14 protein-coding genes and 2 pseudogenes are annotated in these 14147 nt (G+C 71.8%); 15 read left to right on the top strand and 1 reads right to left on the bottom strand.

Annotation, left to right across the window (positions count from 1 at the left end; genetic code table 11):
- Nucleotides 1–34 precede the first annotated feature (34 nt).
- The 13 genes and pseudogenes from ACIQVZ_RS19280 to ACIQVZ_RS19220 all read left to right on the top strand — a co-directional run bounded on the left by ACIQVZ_RS19280 (nt 35) and on the right by ACIQVZ_RS19220 (nt 8406).
- Complete coding sequence (locus ACIQVZ_RS19280; RefSeq protein ID WP_402451376.1) at nt 35–919, top strand: helix-turn-helix domain-containing protein; 885 nt, start codon at nt 35–37, stop codon at nt 917–919.
- 10 nt (nt 920–929) lie between these two features.
- A complete protein-coding gene (locus ACIQVZ_RS19275; RefSeq protein ID WP_402451373.1) occupies nt 930–1130 on the top strand; it encodes a DUF397 domain-containing protein in 201 nt (66 codons plus the stop codon).
- A 97-nt stretch (nt 1131–1227) separates the two neighbouring features.
- The gene (locus tag ACIQVZ_RS19270; protein ID WP_402451371.1) at nt 1228–1803 is read left to right on the top strand and encodes a DUF1707 domain-containing protein; all 576 of its coding nucleotides are present in this window, start codon (nt 1228–1230) and stop codon (nt 1801–1803) included.
- A 144-nt stretch (nt 1804–1947) separates the two neighbouring features.
- Nucleotides 1948–2466: a DinB family protein gene (locus ACIQVZ_RS19265; RefSeq protein WP_350877627.1), complete on the top strand. Its 519-nt coding sequence runs from the start codon at nt 1948–1950 to the stop codon at nt 2464–2466.
- Between the two features lie 409 nt (nt 2467–2875).
- On the top strand, nt 2876–3184 hold the full coding sequence (locus ACIQVZ_RS19260; protein ID WP_402451521.1) for a Scr1 family TA system antitoxin-like transcriptional regulator: 309 nt from the start codon (nt 2876–2878) through the stop codon (nt 3182–3184).
- 107 nt (nt 3185–3291) lie between these two features.
- Nucleotides 3292–3519, top strand: coding sequence for a hypothetical protein (locus ACIQVZ_RS19255; protein WP_402451368.1), 228 nt, complete (start codon nt 3292–3294; stop codon nt 3517–3519).
- Nucleotides 3497–4015, top strand: a complete 519-nt coding sequence (locus ACIQVZ_RS19250; protein ID WP_402451367.1) for a DUF6879 family protein — start codon at nt 3497–3499, stop codon at nt 4013–4015. Before ACIQVZ_RS19255 ends, ACIQVZ_RS19250 begins: the two co-directional genes overlap by 23 nt.
- A gap of 3 nt (nt 4016–4018) precedes the next feature.
- A pseudogene (locus ACIQVZ_RS19245) lies at nt 4019–4219 on the top strand (helix-turn-helix domain-containing protein); the annotation flags it as partial.
- A gap of 48 nt (nt 4220–4267) precedes the next feature.
- Complete coding sequence (locus ACIQVZ_RS19240) at nt 4268–4864, top strand: DUF5753 domain-containing protein (RefSeq protein WP_402451518.1); 597 nt, start codon at nt 4268–4270, stop codon at nt 4862–4864.
- Between the two features lie 313 nt (nt 4865–5177).
- Entirely contained in the window at nt 5178–6362 is a 1185-nt protein-coding gene (locus ACIQVZ_RS19235; RefSeq protein ID WP_402451365.1) for a methyltransferase domain-containing protein, read from the top strand.
- A gap of 117 nt (nt 6363–6479) precedes the next feature.
- On the top strand, nt 6480–6995 hold the full coding sequence (locus ACIQVZ_RS19230) for a DUF6879 family protein (protein WP_402451363.1): 516 nt from the start codon (nt 6480–6482) through the stop codon (nt 6993–6995).
- Between the two features lie 189 nt (nt 6996–7184).
- A pseudogene (locus ACIQVZ_RS19225) lies at nt 7185–7754 on the top strand (DUF4157 domain-containing protein); the annotation flags it as partial.
- 154 nt (nt 7755–7908) lie between these two features.
- Nucleotides 7909–8406 carry a hypothetical protein gene (locus ACIQVZ_RS19220; protein WP_402451362.1) on the top strand — a complete coding sequence of 166 codons (498 nt, stop codon included), beginning with the start codon at nt 7909–7911 and terminating at the stop codon, nt 8404–8406.
- Nucleotides 8407–8426: 20 nt separating this feature from the next.
- On the opposite strand, the gene ACIQVZ_RS19215 is transcribed toward ACIQVZ_RS19220, so the two are convergent.
- Nucleotides 8427–9908, bottom strand: coding sequence for a BTAD domain-containing putative transcriptional regulator (locus ACIQVZ_RS19215; RefSeq protein ID WP_402451360.1), 1482 nt, complete (start codon nt 9906–9908; stop codon nt 8427–8429).
- A 131-nt stretch (nt 9909–10039) separates the two neighbouring features.
- Here ACIQVZ_RS19215 and ACIQVZ_RS19210 point away from each other — a divergent pair, with 131 nt between their 5' ends.
- Both ACIQVZ_RS19210 and ACIQVZ_RS19205 read left to right on the top strand, forming a co-directional pair.
- Complete coding sequence (locus ACIQVZ_RS19210; protein WP_402451357.1) at nt 10040–13078, top strand: AfsR/SARP family transcriptional regulator; 3039 nt, start codon at nt 10040–10042, stop codon at nt 13076–13078.
- Nucleotides 13079–13209: 131 nt separating this feature from the next.
- Nucleotides 13210–14109: a CAP domain-containing protein gene (locus tag ACIQVZ_RS19205; protein WP_402451355.1), complete on the top strand. Its 900-nt coding sequence runs from the start codon at nt 13210–13212 to the stop codon at nt 14107–14109.
- Nucleotides 14110–14147 lie beyond the last annotated feature (38 nt).

Raw genomic sequence — 14147 nt, 5'->3', positions numbered from 1 at the left:
GTGCGCGAGACTGCGCCGACAGGGAAGGACGATCGTGGGATACAAGGGACCAATCAGCCAACGGCAGCGCCGATTCGGCGAGGAGCTGCAGCACCTGCGGACAGCCGCCGGGCTGTCGTCTGCTGACGCCGGAGCACTGGTCGGCATGAAGGTTCCGGCAGTGAGTCACACCGAGGCTGGCCGGATCACTCTCAACCCCGAACGCCTCGAAGTCTGGCTCGACGCCTATGGCTGCACAGACCCGGTATACCGCGCGGGTCTTACCGAGATGGGTCGGAGCAGCGGCAAGGGCTGGTGGAGCGAGTTCGAGGGCAAAGTCCCGACACTCGCGCTGGATCTGGCCGAGGCGGAGGACAGGGCACAGACCTTCTCGGTGTTCGACACGCTCCATATCCCTGGCAGCTTGCAAGTCCCGGGCTATATCGAAGCTATCTACAAGGATGCTTACCAAGATGGCCGTTGGGACACGGCGACCGCTGTCCAGTTCCGTCTACAGCGGCAGCGCGTCCTGACCGACAGTAGGCGTCAGTTTCGATTCGTCATCCACGAAGCAGCTCTTCGGATGCGGTTCGCCGGCAAGTCGGTCATGCACGAGCAGCTTCTTCATCTCGTCGATATGGCGGAACTACCCAATGTCACGATCGAGATCATTCCATTCGACGCCCCCAAGAAGGTCCCCTACACAGGTGCCTTCCTGATCTGCGACCCCGGGTGCACCGCTCTGTCGACCATCATCCTGGATGGGCCCAAGCGCGCTATTCACCTTGGGGATCCATCAGACGTAGTGGCCTACCACCAGAAGTTTCGAGAGGCATGCGATCTCTCGTTACCGGCCGTGGACACGTCGAAGCCCAGGCGGGATTCCTCTCGTGACTCGTGGGGACTCCTTCAGCACCTCGTCTACCAGCTCCAAACGTGAAAGGCGCCCGATGTCCGACCTTGCCTGGCAGAAGTCATCCTTCAGCGATGCAGACGGCGGCAGCACATGTCTTGAACTGGCAGCTGGGGTCGACAGCCTCCGCCACCTTCGCGAGTCCGACGACCCCGCCATCATCGTCACCACCACCGCCGCCAAGCTCCGCGCGTTCATCCTCGGCGCCAAGGCCGGCGAGTTCGACCACCTCGTCTGAACTCTCCCCGCCCACCCGGCGGTCAGCACACTCGGTGCTGACCGCCTCCGCCCAGCTCCCTGTTCCGGGCCGCCCGCACTGGGTTAGCGTGGACCCCATGTCGAGAGACCTGCCCGCGCTACGGGCATCCCATCAGGACCGGGACCGCATCGTAGAAACGCTGCAGGTCGCCGCCGCAGACGGCCGGCTCACCCCCGAGGAGCTCGAAGCCCGACTGGAAGCCGCGCTCTCGGCCCGGACGCTCGCCGAGCTGGCCGAGCTGACCACCGACCTGCCGAGCTTCGCGTCGGCCGTGCCCACGCCGAAGGACGTGCTGGTCATCGACCAGCGCGGCGGCAAGTACACCCGGGCCGGGCGCTGGGTGGTCCCCCGGCACATCGAGTTGCGGCCGAAACATTGCACGGTCGTCCTCGACTTCACCGAAGCGGTCATCACGGCCGACACCCTTCTGATCGACGCGGCCCTGCGGCACGGCAAGCTGCTCATCATCAGCCCGCCGGGCCTCGTCACCCTCGACACCGACGATCTCACCCTCGTCTTCTCCAAGGTCAAGCAGCGCTCCAACGGCGGCGGCGACGCCACCAGCCCCCGGCTCCGGATCGAGATCACCGGCACCCTCAAACACGCCTCGGTCGTCGCGCGCCCTCCCCGCCGCCGCCTCTTCGCCACCTGAGGCAGGCCCACTCCCCAGCTGCACACCCTCGCCCGCTCGTCGATCTCGACGAGCGGGCGCTCTCGTTGCCCGGCCGGTCCGATGGGACCGCCGGCAACGGAAAACCCTCCGGGTGCTGACCCGTGCAGTGGCAGAATCGGGCCCATGACTTCCTCCTTGCCCGAGCCTGACCAGCAACTCTCCGATCCCAGCGAGCTGTTGCTGGACTATCTCGACTACTACCGGTCCGTGGTCGGCGCCAAGATCGAGGGCATGTCCGACGCAGAGCTGCGTGCCAGTCGGCTCCCTTCCGGGTGGACCCTGCTCGAACTCCTGAAGCACCTCGTCCACATGGAGCAGCGCTGGCTGCGCTGGGGCTTCCGGGCCGAGCAGGTCTCGGCGCCCTGGGGCGACCGCGGCCCAGCGGACCGCTGGTACGTCGGCCCGGAGGAGACGGCCGCCGACCTGCTCGCCGCGCTGCACGCGGGCGGCGAGTACACGCGAGCCGTCGTGTCGGGTACGCCGCTGACCACCGTCGCCGCGGCCGGCGGCCGTTTCCCGGACGACTGCACCACGCGGCCCACCCTGGGCTGGATCCTGTTCCATGTTCTGCAGGAGTACGCCCGCCACGCGGGCCACCTGGACATCGTTCGAGAGCTCACCGACGGCGTGACCGGCGAATAGCCACCGGCACTGCCAGGACAAGGCGACTCCGCCCCGCACAGCGCCGGTGTCGGTGTCGGCTCCGATGCGTTTGCCGAGCCACTGGTCCCGGATCCGGCGGTTCCACATGGCCGCCCGTGAGACCGACCTCTCTGGGGAACGGGACACCGTCGAGCGCCTGATCAACAAACGGAAAGCCAGGCGAGGTATCGGCCACGCGATACGACAAGACCCCAGCGAGCCACCTCGCCGGCCATCACCTTCGCGCCTCGATGATCTGTCTCAAGACCTAATCAGGACCACCGCCTGCGGTGTCCCCGAGGCCGCCGAGGAACTCGTCTCTCTGCTGCACGACTTGGCCGAACGGTACGCCCGATGGCGGCGCGAGCTGCGACACGGCCACGCCGCAGTCCAGAAGTCCTGGGCCGACATGGAGGCCGCAGCACAGACCATCCGTGCGTTCGAACCCTACTGGGTGCCGGGTCTTCTCCAGACCGCCGACTACGCGGCCGCACGGTTCCGTGAGCACGCCCAGCTCAACGCTAGCCCGCCGGACACGGACGCCGCTGTGGCCGCCCGCCTCGCCCGCCAGCAGATCCTGTACTCGCACTCGCCCGGCGGCCGACACTGGCACATCTCCGCGACGACCCTCCCTGCCCTGCGCCTGGGCGTCGTGCGGCTGCCGAGAGCTGTATCTGACATGGCATCAAAAATAGTGTCAGCAACTTCCACTACATGAACCTGTTCGCTCTCGCCGGGCAAGTTCAAGCAAGTTCGTGGCGCGGGTGACGAGTTGTGCGACAAGCTCTCTCACAGCGATCGACTCCAGCCACGAGGAGGCCCACGATGGCTCTGCACAAGCTCGGACAAGACCCCGAGAGCCCCGACGGCAAGTCCCCGACCGTCTACTTCGACGACGCGACGGGCAACTACATCCTCCAGGGCTGGAGGGTCCTCGACCCGGACCGGCTCGCGCAGATGGATGTCCCCGGGCACGAGACCGTGATCGAATTCCCCAAGCGAATGATGCAGTTCTTCCCGGAGGTGAACGGTGACGGCGGCCCCCACGCTTGAGGACCTGCTGCAGACCTGCACCCAGTCGGCGCTTCACCTTGAGATGCGCGACGGCTACATGCGCGACGACCCCCTGTTGGCACGCTGGCTCAACGGGCACCGGGACGACCCGGCCGACCGCTTGTCGTGGTGGAACCCGTGGTTGCAGCTGATCCACGAAACCACCGCCCGAGGCGTCGAGGTCCGACGCGCCCGTGTGGTGTCGGAACCGGTGAGCGAGTACATCAGGTTCGAGTATGAGATCACGTTCCGGAACGTCGTTTCCGGCGAGCAGATCAGGTGGCTTCCCCGTCGACAGGCAACCGATCTGGCTCTCCCGGGCAATGACTTCTGGCTGATCGACGGGCAGTACCTCGTCGTCCACCACTTCAGCGGCGAAGGCGACTTCGTCGACGACGAGATCAGCACCGACCCGCAGACCCTGAAGCTCTGCAACTCCGCGTTCGAGGCCGTCTGGGAGCGGGCGGTGCCGCACGAGGACTTCCGGCTGCACTAGAACGTGTCCGCGTCATCCAGCGTCCAGCAAGCCAAACGGGCTCTCGGCCAGCGTCTGCGCGATATCCGGCGAGACTCCGGACTCAGCGCGCGGGCGGTGGCCGAGGCCGCTGGGTGGCATGAATCGAAGTGCTCCAAGATCCAGAGCGGCAGGGTGATGCCGTCGGAGGCTGACATACGCGTCTGGACGGCCATCTGTGGCGTCCCTGATCAAGCTGCGGACCTCATCGCGACTGCTCGGAACATCGAAGGCATGTACGTCGAGTGGCGCCGCCTCGAACGAGCCGGACTCAAGCGGGCGCAGGAATCCGTGCGCCCGCTGTTCGAGCGGACACGCCGCTTCCGCATGTATCAGTCGTGGGTCGTCCCTGGCCTGCTCCAAACCGCCGCCTACACGCGTGCGGTGCTCCACACGATCGTGTCGCTGCGCAACACGCCCGACGACGTCGATGAGGCCGTCGCGGTACGGATGGAGCGGCAGAACGTGCTGCACACCGGAAATCACCGCTTCGCCGTCCTGGTCGAGGAGTGGGTGCTGCGAACGGTCATCGGCACGCCGGACGTCCTCCTGGGCCAGCTTGGCCATCTGATCGGTGTCGGTTCCCTTCCCTCGGTCAGCCTCGGAGTGATTCCCCTCGGGAGCACCAGGGGTGCAGGATGGCCGGTTGAGTCCTTCACCATGTACGACGATGCGCAGGTGAACGTCGAGCTTGTCTCCGCCCACCTCACCATCACCCAACCAGCAGAGATCGCCGAGTACGGCCAGACCTTCTCCGAGCTGGCGAGCATCGCGGTCTACGGCGCCGAGGCGCGTTCGCTCATCACCCAGGCCATCAACGCGCTCGGGTGAATCCAGGCAAGGTCGAGCAAGTTCATCGACTGGGCGCAGGTCCCCTCCCTACCGTCGAGGACACAACGAGCTGACAGGAGCAGGCCGTTGCAGGTCACCGACCCCCCGAAACCGAAGAAGCCCGCCTCACCCCAGTCGCCGAGGCCGCCGGACCTGTAGCCACTCGACGACCCCCACACCTCACCGAGCAGCAGGGAGGGCCAATGAGCGGAACGGCCGGCAAGCACGCGGGCCAGCAGGACCCGGGCAAGGACAAGCCGTCCAAGGACACCTCGCGCCCGAAGCCGCCTCCGAAGCACGAGAAGAAGGACCAGTGACGGAGAACATCCGCCAGGAGCAGGCCGCCGTGCGTGGCCTGCTCCTGGCCGTCAGCGCAGAACTCGGCAAACCCGTCCCCCAGGAGTGGAAGGACGCGATCAGGGCGACCCCGCGTCACCGGTTCCTGCCGGACCGGATCTGGCTGGACGACGAGAACGGGGACCTCCGACCCTGCGACCTCCGGGACGATCCCGACCGGTGGTTCGAGGCCGCCTACGCCAACGCGCCTGTCGTCACGCAGGTCAACGACGGCGAGGAACCGGCCGACAGCGCGGAGGCCTGGGCGTCGTCCTCCGCCTCCTCGCCCGCCATGGTCGTGCGGATGCTCGACGACCTCGGCGTCTGGCCGGGCTTGAACGTTCTGGAGATCGGCACCGGGACCGGCTGGAACGCCGCCCTGCTCGCCCACCGGCTCGGCACCGACCGGGTCACCTCGATCGAGGTCGACACTGACGTCGCCCGGCAGGCCCGTGCTTCGCTCAACGCGGCCGGGCTCGCCGTGGAGGCCGCCTGCGGGGACGGCGCCGACGGCTGGGGCCCCCGGCAGCCGTACGACCGGATCATCTCCACCTGCTCGGTCCGCAGGGTGCCGACGGCGTGGATCGAGCAGACCGCCCCCGGCAGTGTGATCGTCACACCGTGGGAGAGCCCGATGATCTCCTTCGGCCTGCTCAGGCTCGTCGTCGGCGAGCAGCACACCTACGGGAAGTTCAGCCCGCACGCCTCTTTCATGCTGATGCGCGCCCAGCGGGCGGACCTGCGGATCTACCGGGACGTCGTGCGCGACCACCACCGGCCCGAAGAGTCCACCACCCGGCTGTCGCCGTGGCAGGTGTGCGGCGAGGACCTGGACGTGCGGTTCGCCCTCGGCCTGAAGCTCGGCGACGTGTGGACAGCCTGGCACCACGAGCCCGACGTCGAAGGGGTGGCCACCCGCCTGTGGGTCGCCACCACGGACGCCACCTCGTGGGCCGCGGTGGACCACGACGGGCGCCAGGAGGACCGGTTCACGGTCTGGCAGTACGGGCCTCGCCGGCTCTGGGACGAGATCGAGGAGGCCCACCGCTGGTGGGAGAAGTCCGACCGGCCGGGCCCGGACCGGTTCGGGCTCCGGATCGTCGGCGACGAGCAGCAGGTCTTCCTCGACGGACCAACCGCCGTCATCAGCCGAGTGCCGTAGGACGAGGCCACTCCCGTCCGCTCGTTGGAGCCCAACGAGCGGACGGCAGAGCAGATCTACGCGGCTTTCCAGGACCATGCTTCAGTTCGTCCCCGAGCCTGACAGTCAGGAAGAACGATGACGAACCCGGTACTTGAGGGCCTGGCCACGGCCGGGGTTTCCGCCGTGCATCTTGAGATGCGCGACACCTACCAGCCCAGCGACCCCGAGTTCATCGCTTGGCAGCAGGGGAAGCGTCTTGACCCTGCTGCTGACAGGTCGTCCTGGTGGCGCCCGTTCCTGAACGTGGTGACCGAGACGACGGCGCGCGGTGTCGTGATGAGGCGCGCCCGGATCGTCTCCGAACCGGTCACCGACTACATCCGGTACGAGTACGACGTGACGTTCCCGAACGTCCGAGCAGGCGAACAGATCCGTTGGCTTCCCCGCCGGAAGGCGGCCGACATCGCACTCCCCGGCACCGACCTTTGGCTGTTCGACAGGTCGTCGGTGCTGTTCACGTACTTCTCGGGCGTCGGTGAGGTCGTCGACCGTGAATGGCGCACCGAGCCGGCCGTCGTGGAGCTGGTGAAGTCGGCATTCGAGGCGGTGTGGGAGCGGGCCACACCGCACGAGGAGTACCGGCTTCACTGATCCGCCATGGCCGCCTCGCCTGCACGCCCTGCCCTCGACGGCGATCCCCCTGCCCTGCCCGCGCGTTGGGGACCGACCAGCGGGCGGGGCTGCCCTCGATGGGCAGGGTTGCTGCCCCCGCCGTCCCTATCGCTCCGGGTGCGGGCGGGGTATCCAGGACTCACCGGCCATCGACCCGAAGGGACGCCGATGAGGACCCGTGACAGTGACGACAAGGCGCACGCCCCCTCGACCGCCCGGACACCCGCGCACGCGCCCGCACCCACGCACGCGCCAGCACCCGCACCCGCACTGCTCGGCCTCCAGGCGTCCGTCGGGAACGCCGCCGTCGTCCGACGACTCCAGCGGGCCGGCCAGGTGCAGCGCTCCGCCACCGCCGTCCACGACGTGCTGCGCAGCGGCGGCCGCTCGCTCGACGGCGCCACCCGCGCCGACATGGAGGCCCGCCTGGGCGCCGACTTCTCGGACGTCCGGATCCACGACGACAGCGCCGCCCGGAGCTCCGCCGCCGAGATCGGCGCCCGCGCCTACACCTCCGGCAACCACGTCGTCATCGGCGACGGCGGCGGCGACCGGCACACCCTCGCCCACGAGCTGACCCACGTCCTCCAGCAGCGGCAGGGCCCCGTGGCGGGCTCCGACAACGGCTCCGGGCTGAGCGTCAGCGACCCGTCCGACCGCTTCGAGCGCGAGGCCGAGGCCAACGCCCGGCGGGTGATGTCCGGCCCGGCCTCGGACCGCCAAGCCGACCACGCCGCCACCCACGAGGACGAGGAGCACCAGGGCTGAGCCGTCTCGCCCCCGCCCGTCAACGGGATCGTTCATCGTTTGTCTACCGCCTTGCCCCATGGTCAGTCCCACGGGGCGCCCCGTACTTTCACGGGCGCGATATGGACGAAAGAGGTACGCGGGGATGAAGGCAGTGAAGGCAGTGCGACGCATGGCCGTCGGGGTGGCGGCGACGGCGCTGGCGCTGACGGGGACGATGCTGGGGGCCGGCACCGCGCAGGCGGCGTACGACCCGGTGACCCACACGCTCTGGAACGACGAACCGCTCTACCCGGGCTGGCACGTCGACTCCGAGAACTCCCGGCTGATCATGCAGCCCGACGGCAACCTGGTCGTCTACCGCGGGTACAACACCCCGAACCCGCTGGCCGTGTGGAACTCCGGCACCCACGTGAACCACTGCGGGTACAAGGCGGTCATGCAGTCCGACGGCAACCTGGTCGTCTACTCCGCCTCCGGGGGCGTCTGCTGGTCCTCCGGCACGAACGGGCACCCGGGCGCCCGACTGGTGGTGAAGAGGCTCGGCGGCGTCGCCATCTACTGGGGTGACGGCGAGGTCCCCATCGTCACCACGCCCACCAGCGACGTCCGCATGTGGGCGATGTCCTCGGACCTCTACTAGCCACCGGGCCGGAGCGCCGCTCAGGCGCCCCGTTCGGCGAGCCAGCGGACCAGGTCGGCGACGGACCACTGCGGGCGGGCCGCGAGGCGGGCCGCCACCGACCGCAGGAGTACGGGCAGGTAGCCGCAGAGCTCGGCGACCTCGGCGGCCGGGCCCGGCTCCCGGCGGATCCGCTCGGCGCCGACGACCCGGGCCAGCAGCTCGTACGCGTCCTGCGGCTCCAGCGGGCCCACGGCCAGCCGGGCCGCGTCGGCGGGCAGGGCGCCCGGTTCGGCGCCGGCCACGACGGCCGCGCAGCCCGCCACCGCGGGCAGCAGCGGCGCCGGGTCGGTGACGCCGTCGAGCACGACCAGCACCCGCCGCCCGGCGAGCGCGGCCCGGTAGCGCGCGCCCAGTTCGCCGACACCGGCGTCCTCGACGGGCCGCTCCCCCAGGGCCCGCAGGAAGGCGGCCAGCACCGTGACCGGCTCCGCCGTCTCACCGGCCGCGTACAGCTGCCCGTCCGGGAAGGCGTCCTGGACGGTGTGCGCCAGGTGCACCGCGAGCGCGGAGGTGCCGCTGCCGGCCGGCCCGGACAGGCCGAGCACCGGCGAGGCCCCGGCACCACCACCGTCGACCTCACCGCCACCGGCCGCCCGCAGGATCCGCTCGGCCTCCCGCACCTGGGCCGCCCGCCCGACCAGGTCGGGGATGTCCGGCGGCAGCTGGCAGGGCCGGGCGGGCCGGCGCGGCGGTGCCGGGGCGGACGGCGCCGCGAGCTCGGCGTCCCCTCCCCGGATGCGGGCGTGCAGGTCCGCGACCGCCGGTGCCGGTTCGAGCCCCAGCTCGCGGTCCAGCCGTTCGCGCAGCGCCTCGAAGGCGGCCAGTGCCTCGGCCGTCCGCCCGCAGCGGTGCAGGGCCAGCAGGTGGAGGCGCTGCACCTCCTCGTCGCGCGGGTGTGCGGCGGCGAGCGCGTCCAGCGCGGGCAGCGCCTCGGCGTGCCGGCCGAGCGCCAGGTCGAGGTCGTGCAGCACCTTGACGGCGGCGTGGTGCCCGGCGGCGAGCCGTTCGCGGGCGCGTTCGGCGAAACCGCCGGGCACGCCGTCCAGCGCGCGCCCCTCCCACAGCGCGAGCGCACCGGCGAGCAGTTCCCGGGCCCGCAGCGGGTCGTCGTAGCGCAGCGTGACGGCCTCACCCACCCCGGCCTCGTAGCGGAACAGGTCGACGGCGGCCCGATCCACCTCCAGCCGGTAGCCGCCGGCGGTGGCGACCAGCAGGCCGGGGGCCGCGAGGGCGCGCCGCAGCCGGTGCGCGTGGGTGCCGATCTGGCCGGCCGGAGCCTTGGGCCAGCGGGCGTCATCCTCGCCCCACAAGCCCTCGACCAGCCGTTCAGTGGGCACGAGCTGGCCCGGGGCAAGCAGCAGGGCGGCCAGCACGGCCCGCTGCTGCGGCCGGCCGAGGTCGATCTCGTGGCCGTCGCACCGGGCCCGCAGCGGCCCCAGCACACGGAATTCGAGCCCCATGCCCCCACCCCTCGAAGCCATGAGTTCAAGTACACAATCCGTGACAGAGCATAGGTGACCGGATCAGGGGGCGCCGCCGTCCGTACGGAAGTGGCGTGATCCGGGCACCGGACGACATTCGGGGACGGGACATGGTTGACATCGGGGCGTCCGGGCTGCGGTTCGGACTGCTGGGACCGCTGCGCGCCTGGCACGGGGAGCGGGAGATCGAACTGGGCCGGCCGCAGCAGCGGGCCGTCCTGGCGGTGCTGCTGGACGCCGCCGGACGGACGGTGGCGACGCCGGTCCTGGTGGAGGGGGTGTGGGGCGGGGCCGCGCCGGCCGACCCCCGCAAGGCCGTCCAGCTGGCCGTCTCCCGGCTGCGTTCGGCCTTCAAGCCCTACACCGGGCCGGATCCGGAGCGGATGCCGCTGGTGCGGGTCGGCGACGGCTACGCGCTGCGGGTGCCCGACGCGGAGGTGGACGCGGCCCGCTGGGAGGAACTGCTGGCCACGGCCGGACGGCTGCGCGACGGGCAGGCCCCGCCGCAGGAGGTCCGGGAGGTCCTGCTGACCGCGCAGCGGCTGTGGGTCGGCGAACCGCTGGCCGGGCTGCCCGGACCGCACGCCGAGGCCGTCCGCTCCCGCCTCGCCGAACAGCGACTTCACGCCAAGGAGACGCGGCTGGAGCTGGACGCGGAGATCGGCGACCACACCGGCCTGACGGCCGAGGCCGCCGCCCTCGCCCTGGAACACCCCGAACGTCCCCGGCTGACCGCCGTCCTGATGCGCGCCCTCTACCAGGCGGGCCGCAAGGCCGAGGCACTCGCCGTGTACGAGGACGCCCGCCGCCGACTGCCGCCCGGCGGAGACGGGCCCGCCCGGCACGAGGACACCCGCCGGCCGCCGACGGCCGCCGCCGCCGCCACTACGACGGCCGAGGACGGCCCCGCCGCACTGCACCTGCGGATCCTGCGCGAGGACCCGTCCCTGCTGCCCGCCCCCGCCGCCTCCGCCGCCGCCCGCGCCGAACCCGCCACCGCCTGGCAGCCGCCCGACCAACTGCCCGACGGCCTGGCCGACTTCACCGGCCGCACGGACGAGGTCGAGACCCTGGTGGACCGCCTCGCCGGGGCCGGCGGGCGAGCCGTCGTGGTCTCCGCCCTGGACGGCATGGGCGGGGTCGGCAAGACCACGCTCGCCGTGCACGTCGCCCGACAGGCCCACGGACGCTTCCCCGACGGGCGGCTCTTCGCCGACCTGCGCGGCGCCGACCGCGCCCCGCTGGACCCGGGCGCGGTGCTCGCCGGCTTCCTGCGCGCCCTCGGCGTGGCCGCCGCCGAGATCCCGCTCGACACCGGGGAGCGCTCCGCCCTCTACCGCTCGGCGCTGGCCGGGCGGCGGGTCCTCGTCGTCCTCGACAACGCCGCCACCCTCGGCCAGGTCGAACCGCTGCTGCCCGGCTCGTCCGGCTGCGCCGTCCTGGTCACCAGCCGCGTCCGGCTGGCCGGCCTCGCCGGGGCGCACCAGATGCGCCTGGACACCCTGCCGCCCGCCGAGGCACTGGAACTGCTCACCCGGATCATCGGCGCCGACCGCGTCGACGCCGAACCCGGGGCCGCCGAGGAGATCGTGCGGGCCTGCGGACTGCTGCCGCTCGCCGTGCGCATCGTCGCCTCCCGGCTCGCCGCCGACCCAGCGCTCACCCTGGCCGCGCTCGCCGACGGGCTGCGCCGGGAACACCGGCTGGCCGAACTCAGCGACGGCGAACGGACAGTGGAGGCCACCTTCGCCCTCTCCTACCACCGCCTCGCCGCCGAACTCGCCCGCGCCTTCCGCCTGCTGTCCCTGCCCGACGCCCCGGACGTCCCGCTGCCCTGCGCGGCCGCGCTGCTCGGCCGCACCGAAGCCGAGACCGACGAACTCCTCGAAGCGCTCGTCGACCTCAACCTGCTGCACTCCCCCCGCTTCGGCCGCTACGGCTTCCACGACCTGGTCCGCGACTACGCCCGCGGCCGGCTCGCCGCCGAGGAGCCCGCCGCCGAACGCACCGCCGCCGCCGACCGGCTGGTCGACTACTGCCTGGCCACCGCCCGCAACGCCGACCGCGCCGCCCGCAAGGCCGACCCGGTCGAACTCAGCCTGCTCGACGCACCCGTCCGCTCCCCCGGGAAGACCATCACGGACGGGCCCGCCGCCGTCCGCTGGATGCGCGAACAGGCCGGCGTGCACGCCGCCGCCATCGCCCTGAGCTGCGCAGACCCGGCGCTGCCGCTCGACCGGGCGGCCGAACTCGCCGACCGGATGGGCTCCGTACTCGCCGAACGCACCCAGACCCGCGACATCGCCGACCTCTCCGACCGCATCGCCCGCGAGGCCGCCGCCCGCGGCGACCACGGCCCGCTCGCCCTCGCCCGCTACGTGCGCGGCGGCATGCTCTGGCACATCAACCGCTACGCCGAGTCCGAACAGGACATCCGCCAGGCCGTCGCGCTCTGCCAGGACGACGACGGCGGCAACCGGGGCAGCGGCGACGGCCCGAAGGCCCGCGTCCTCGCCAAGGCCCTGCTCACCCTCGGCGGCAACGCCCGCGTCCACGGCCGCTACGCCGACGCCGCCCGACACGCCGGCCGCGCCGCCGACCTGTTCCGCCGCCTCGGCGCCGAACGCTCCGAGGGCAGCGCCCTCGGCGAGTTCGCGTTCAGCTGCGCCCAGACCGGCCGGCTGGCCGAGGCCAGGGACGCCGCCGAGCGCGGCGCCCGCCTGATGAGCGGCTCCGGCCCGGTGTCCGCCGCCACCGGCCGCTACTACCTGGCCCGGGTCCTGCGCCTGTGCGGCGACCCGGAGGCGGCGCTCGCCCACGCCGTCGGCGCCCGCGACGAGTTCGCCGCCCTCCAGGTGACGGTGTTCGCGGCGGCGGCGGGCGACCTCGCCGCCCGGATCCACGCCGAGGCCGAGCGCTGGCTGCTCGCCGCCGACGCCGCCGAGGCGGCGCTGCCGCTCGCCCGCCGCACCAGCGCCGCCCTGGAGGCCGCGCTGCTGCGCACCCTGGGCGCCGCGCTCACCGGCCTCGGCCGCCCCCGCCAGGCCCGCGCCTGCCTGGCGGACGCGCTGGAGGTGTACGAGCGGCTCGGGCTCGACAAGGACGCCGAGCAGACCAGGGCCCTGCTGGACGGCCTGCCGCAGCCCTGAGCGTGTCCCCGACGGCCGCCCACCGCTTGTTGATCACTTGTCTACCGCGGTCCGCGATCTTCTCTCTCGTCAGGCCGCGGACCGCACCAGTGCGGAGCCGGGGCCACTCCCATCGAAGACAGGCGCCACTCATGCCCACGCTCCCGCAGAACGGCCAGGTCTGGACCCTCAGGTCCGCGAACGGAACGGTCGCCGACGTGCGCTCCAGCCAGAGCAGCCCGGGCACCCCGGTCCAGTCCTGGGGCCCCAACGGCACCACCGCCCAGGGCTGGGTCTTCTGGGCCAAGGACGGCGGCAGCTGGCTCCTGGAGACCCAGCTCACCAACGGCAGGCACGCCCCCGGCCAGGCCGTCGTCATCGACTACAACTACTCCACCGGCCAGACCTGGCTGTTCAACGAGCACGGGCAGCCCAACCAGCGCTGGGTGCTGGACGTCATCGACAACGACTGGTTCCGGGTCCGGACCGTCCGCGGCGACGAGGGCCGGCTGTTCCTCACCGCGGCCGCCCCCGGCGCCCCGCTGACCCTCACCAGGCAGGACGACGACAACCCGGCGCAGCGCTGGCAGCTCATCCCGGCCGGCGGCCAGAACGGCGGCGCCGGCGGCCAGCAGCAGCCGCAGCCCCAGCCGCAGCCGCAGCCCGGCGGCGACTTCCGCACCGAGATGCTGGCCTCCGTCAACACGGAGCGCGGCCGGGCCGGCCTCCAGCCGCTGCGGCTCGACGACCGCCTGAGCGCCGCCGCCCAGCGGCACGCCGACGACATGGCGTCCCACGACCTCACCCAGCACGACGGCACCGACGGCAGCAACCCGTGGGACCGCATCCACGCCGCCGGCTTCCAGTTCCGCTCGGCCGCCGAGAACGTCACCCCGGGCAACAGCGTGGCGGAGGCCATGCAGATGTGGATGAACAGCCCGCACCACCGCGACAACATCCTGGGCCGCGACTTCACCTCCATCGGCATCGGCTACACCCCCCGCCAGCGCGGCAACTGGGGCCGCTACGTCCAGACCTTCGCCCAGGCCTGACCTCCCCGTCCCCTCAGCAGCCACAGCGGCCACAGCAA

It is taken from the genome of Kitasatospora sp. NPDC098663 (assembly GCF_044760075.1).
Lineage (GTDB): Bacteria > Actinomycetota > Actinomycetes > Streptomycetales > Streptomycetaceae > Kitasatospora.
This window is presented reverse-complemented; position numbering and strand designations above follow the sequence as displayed.

Bases quoted from the DNA above. Each gene is read 5' to 3' on its own strand.
- ACIQVZ_RS19220 (WP_402451362.1), top strand. From the start codon at position 7,909: ATGAAGGCAGTGAAGGCAGTGCGACGCATGGCCGTCGGGGTGGCGGCG.
- ACIQVZ_RS19270 (WP_402451371.1), top strand. From the start codon at position 1,228: ATGTCGAGAGACCTGCCCGCGCTACGGGCATCCCATCAGGACCGGGAC.
- ACIQVZ_RS19255 (WP_402451368.1), top strand. From the start codon at position 3,292: ATGGCTCTGCACAAGCTCGGACAAGACCCCGAGAGCCCCGACGGCAAG.
- ACIQVZ_RS19210 (WP_402451357.1), top strand. From the start codon at position 10,040: ATGGTTGACATCGGGGCGTCCGGGCTGCGGTTCGGACTGCTGGGACCG.
- ACIQVZ_RS19265 (WP_350877627.1), top strand. From the start codon at position 1,948: ATGACTTCCTCCTTGCCCGAGCCTGACCAGCAACTCTCCGATCCCAGC.
- ACIQVZ_RS19205 (WP_402451355.1), top strand. From the start codon at position 13,210: ATGCCCACGCTCCCGCAGAACGGCCAGGTCTGGACCCTCAGGTCCGCG.
- ACIQVZ_RS19215 (WP_402451360.1), bottom strand. From the start codon at position 9,908: ATGGGGCTCGAATTCCGTGTGCTGGGGCCGCTGCGGGCCCGGTGCGAC.
- ACIQVZ_RS19230 (WP_402451363.1), top strand. From the start codon at position 6,480: ATGACGAACCCGGTACTTGAGGGCCTGGCCACGGCCGGGGTTTCCGCC.
- ACIQVZ_RS19260 (WP_402451521.1), top strand. From the start codon at position 2,876: ATGGAGGCCGCAGCACAGACCATCCGTGCGTTCGAACCCTACTGGGTG.
- ACIQVZ_RS19240 (WP_402451518.1), top strand. From the start codon at position 4,268: ATGTACGTCGAGTGGCGCCGCCTCGAACGAGCCGGACTCAAGCGGGCG.
- ACIQVZ_RS19275 (WP_402451373.1), top strand. From the start codon at position 930: ATGTCCGACCTTGCCTGGCAGAAGTCATCCTTCAGCGATGCAGACGGC.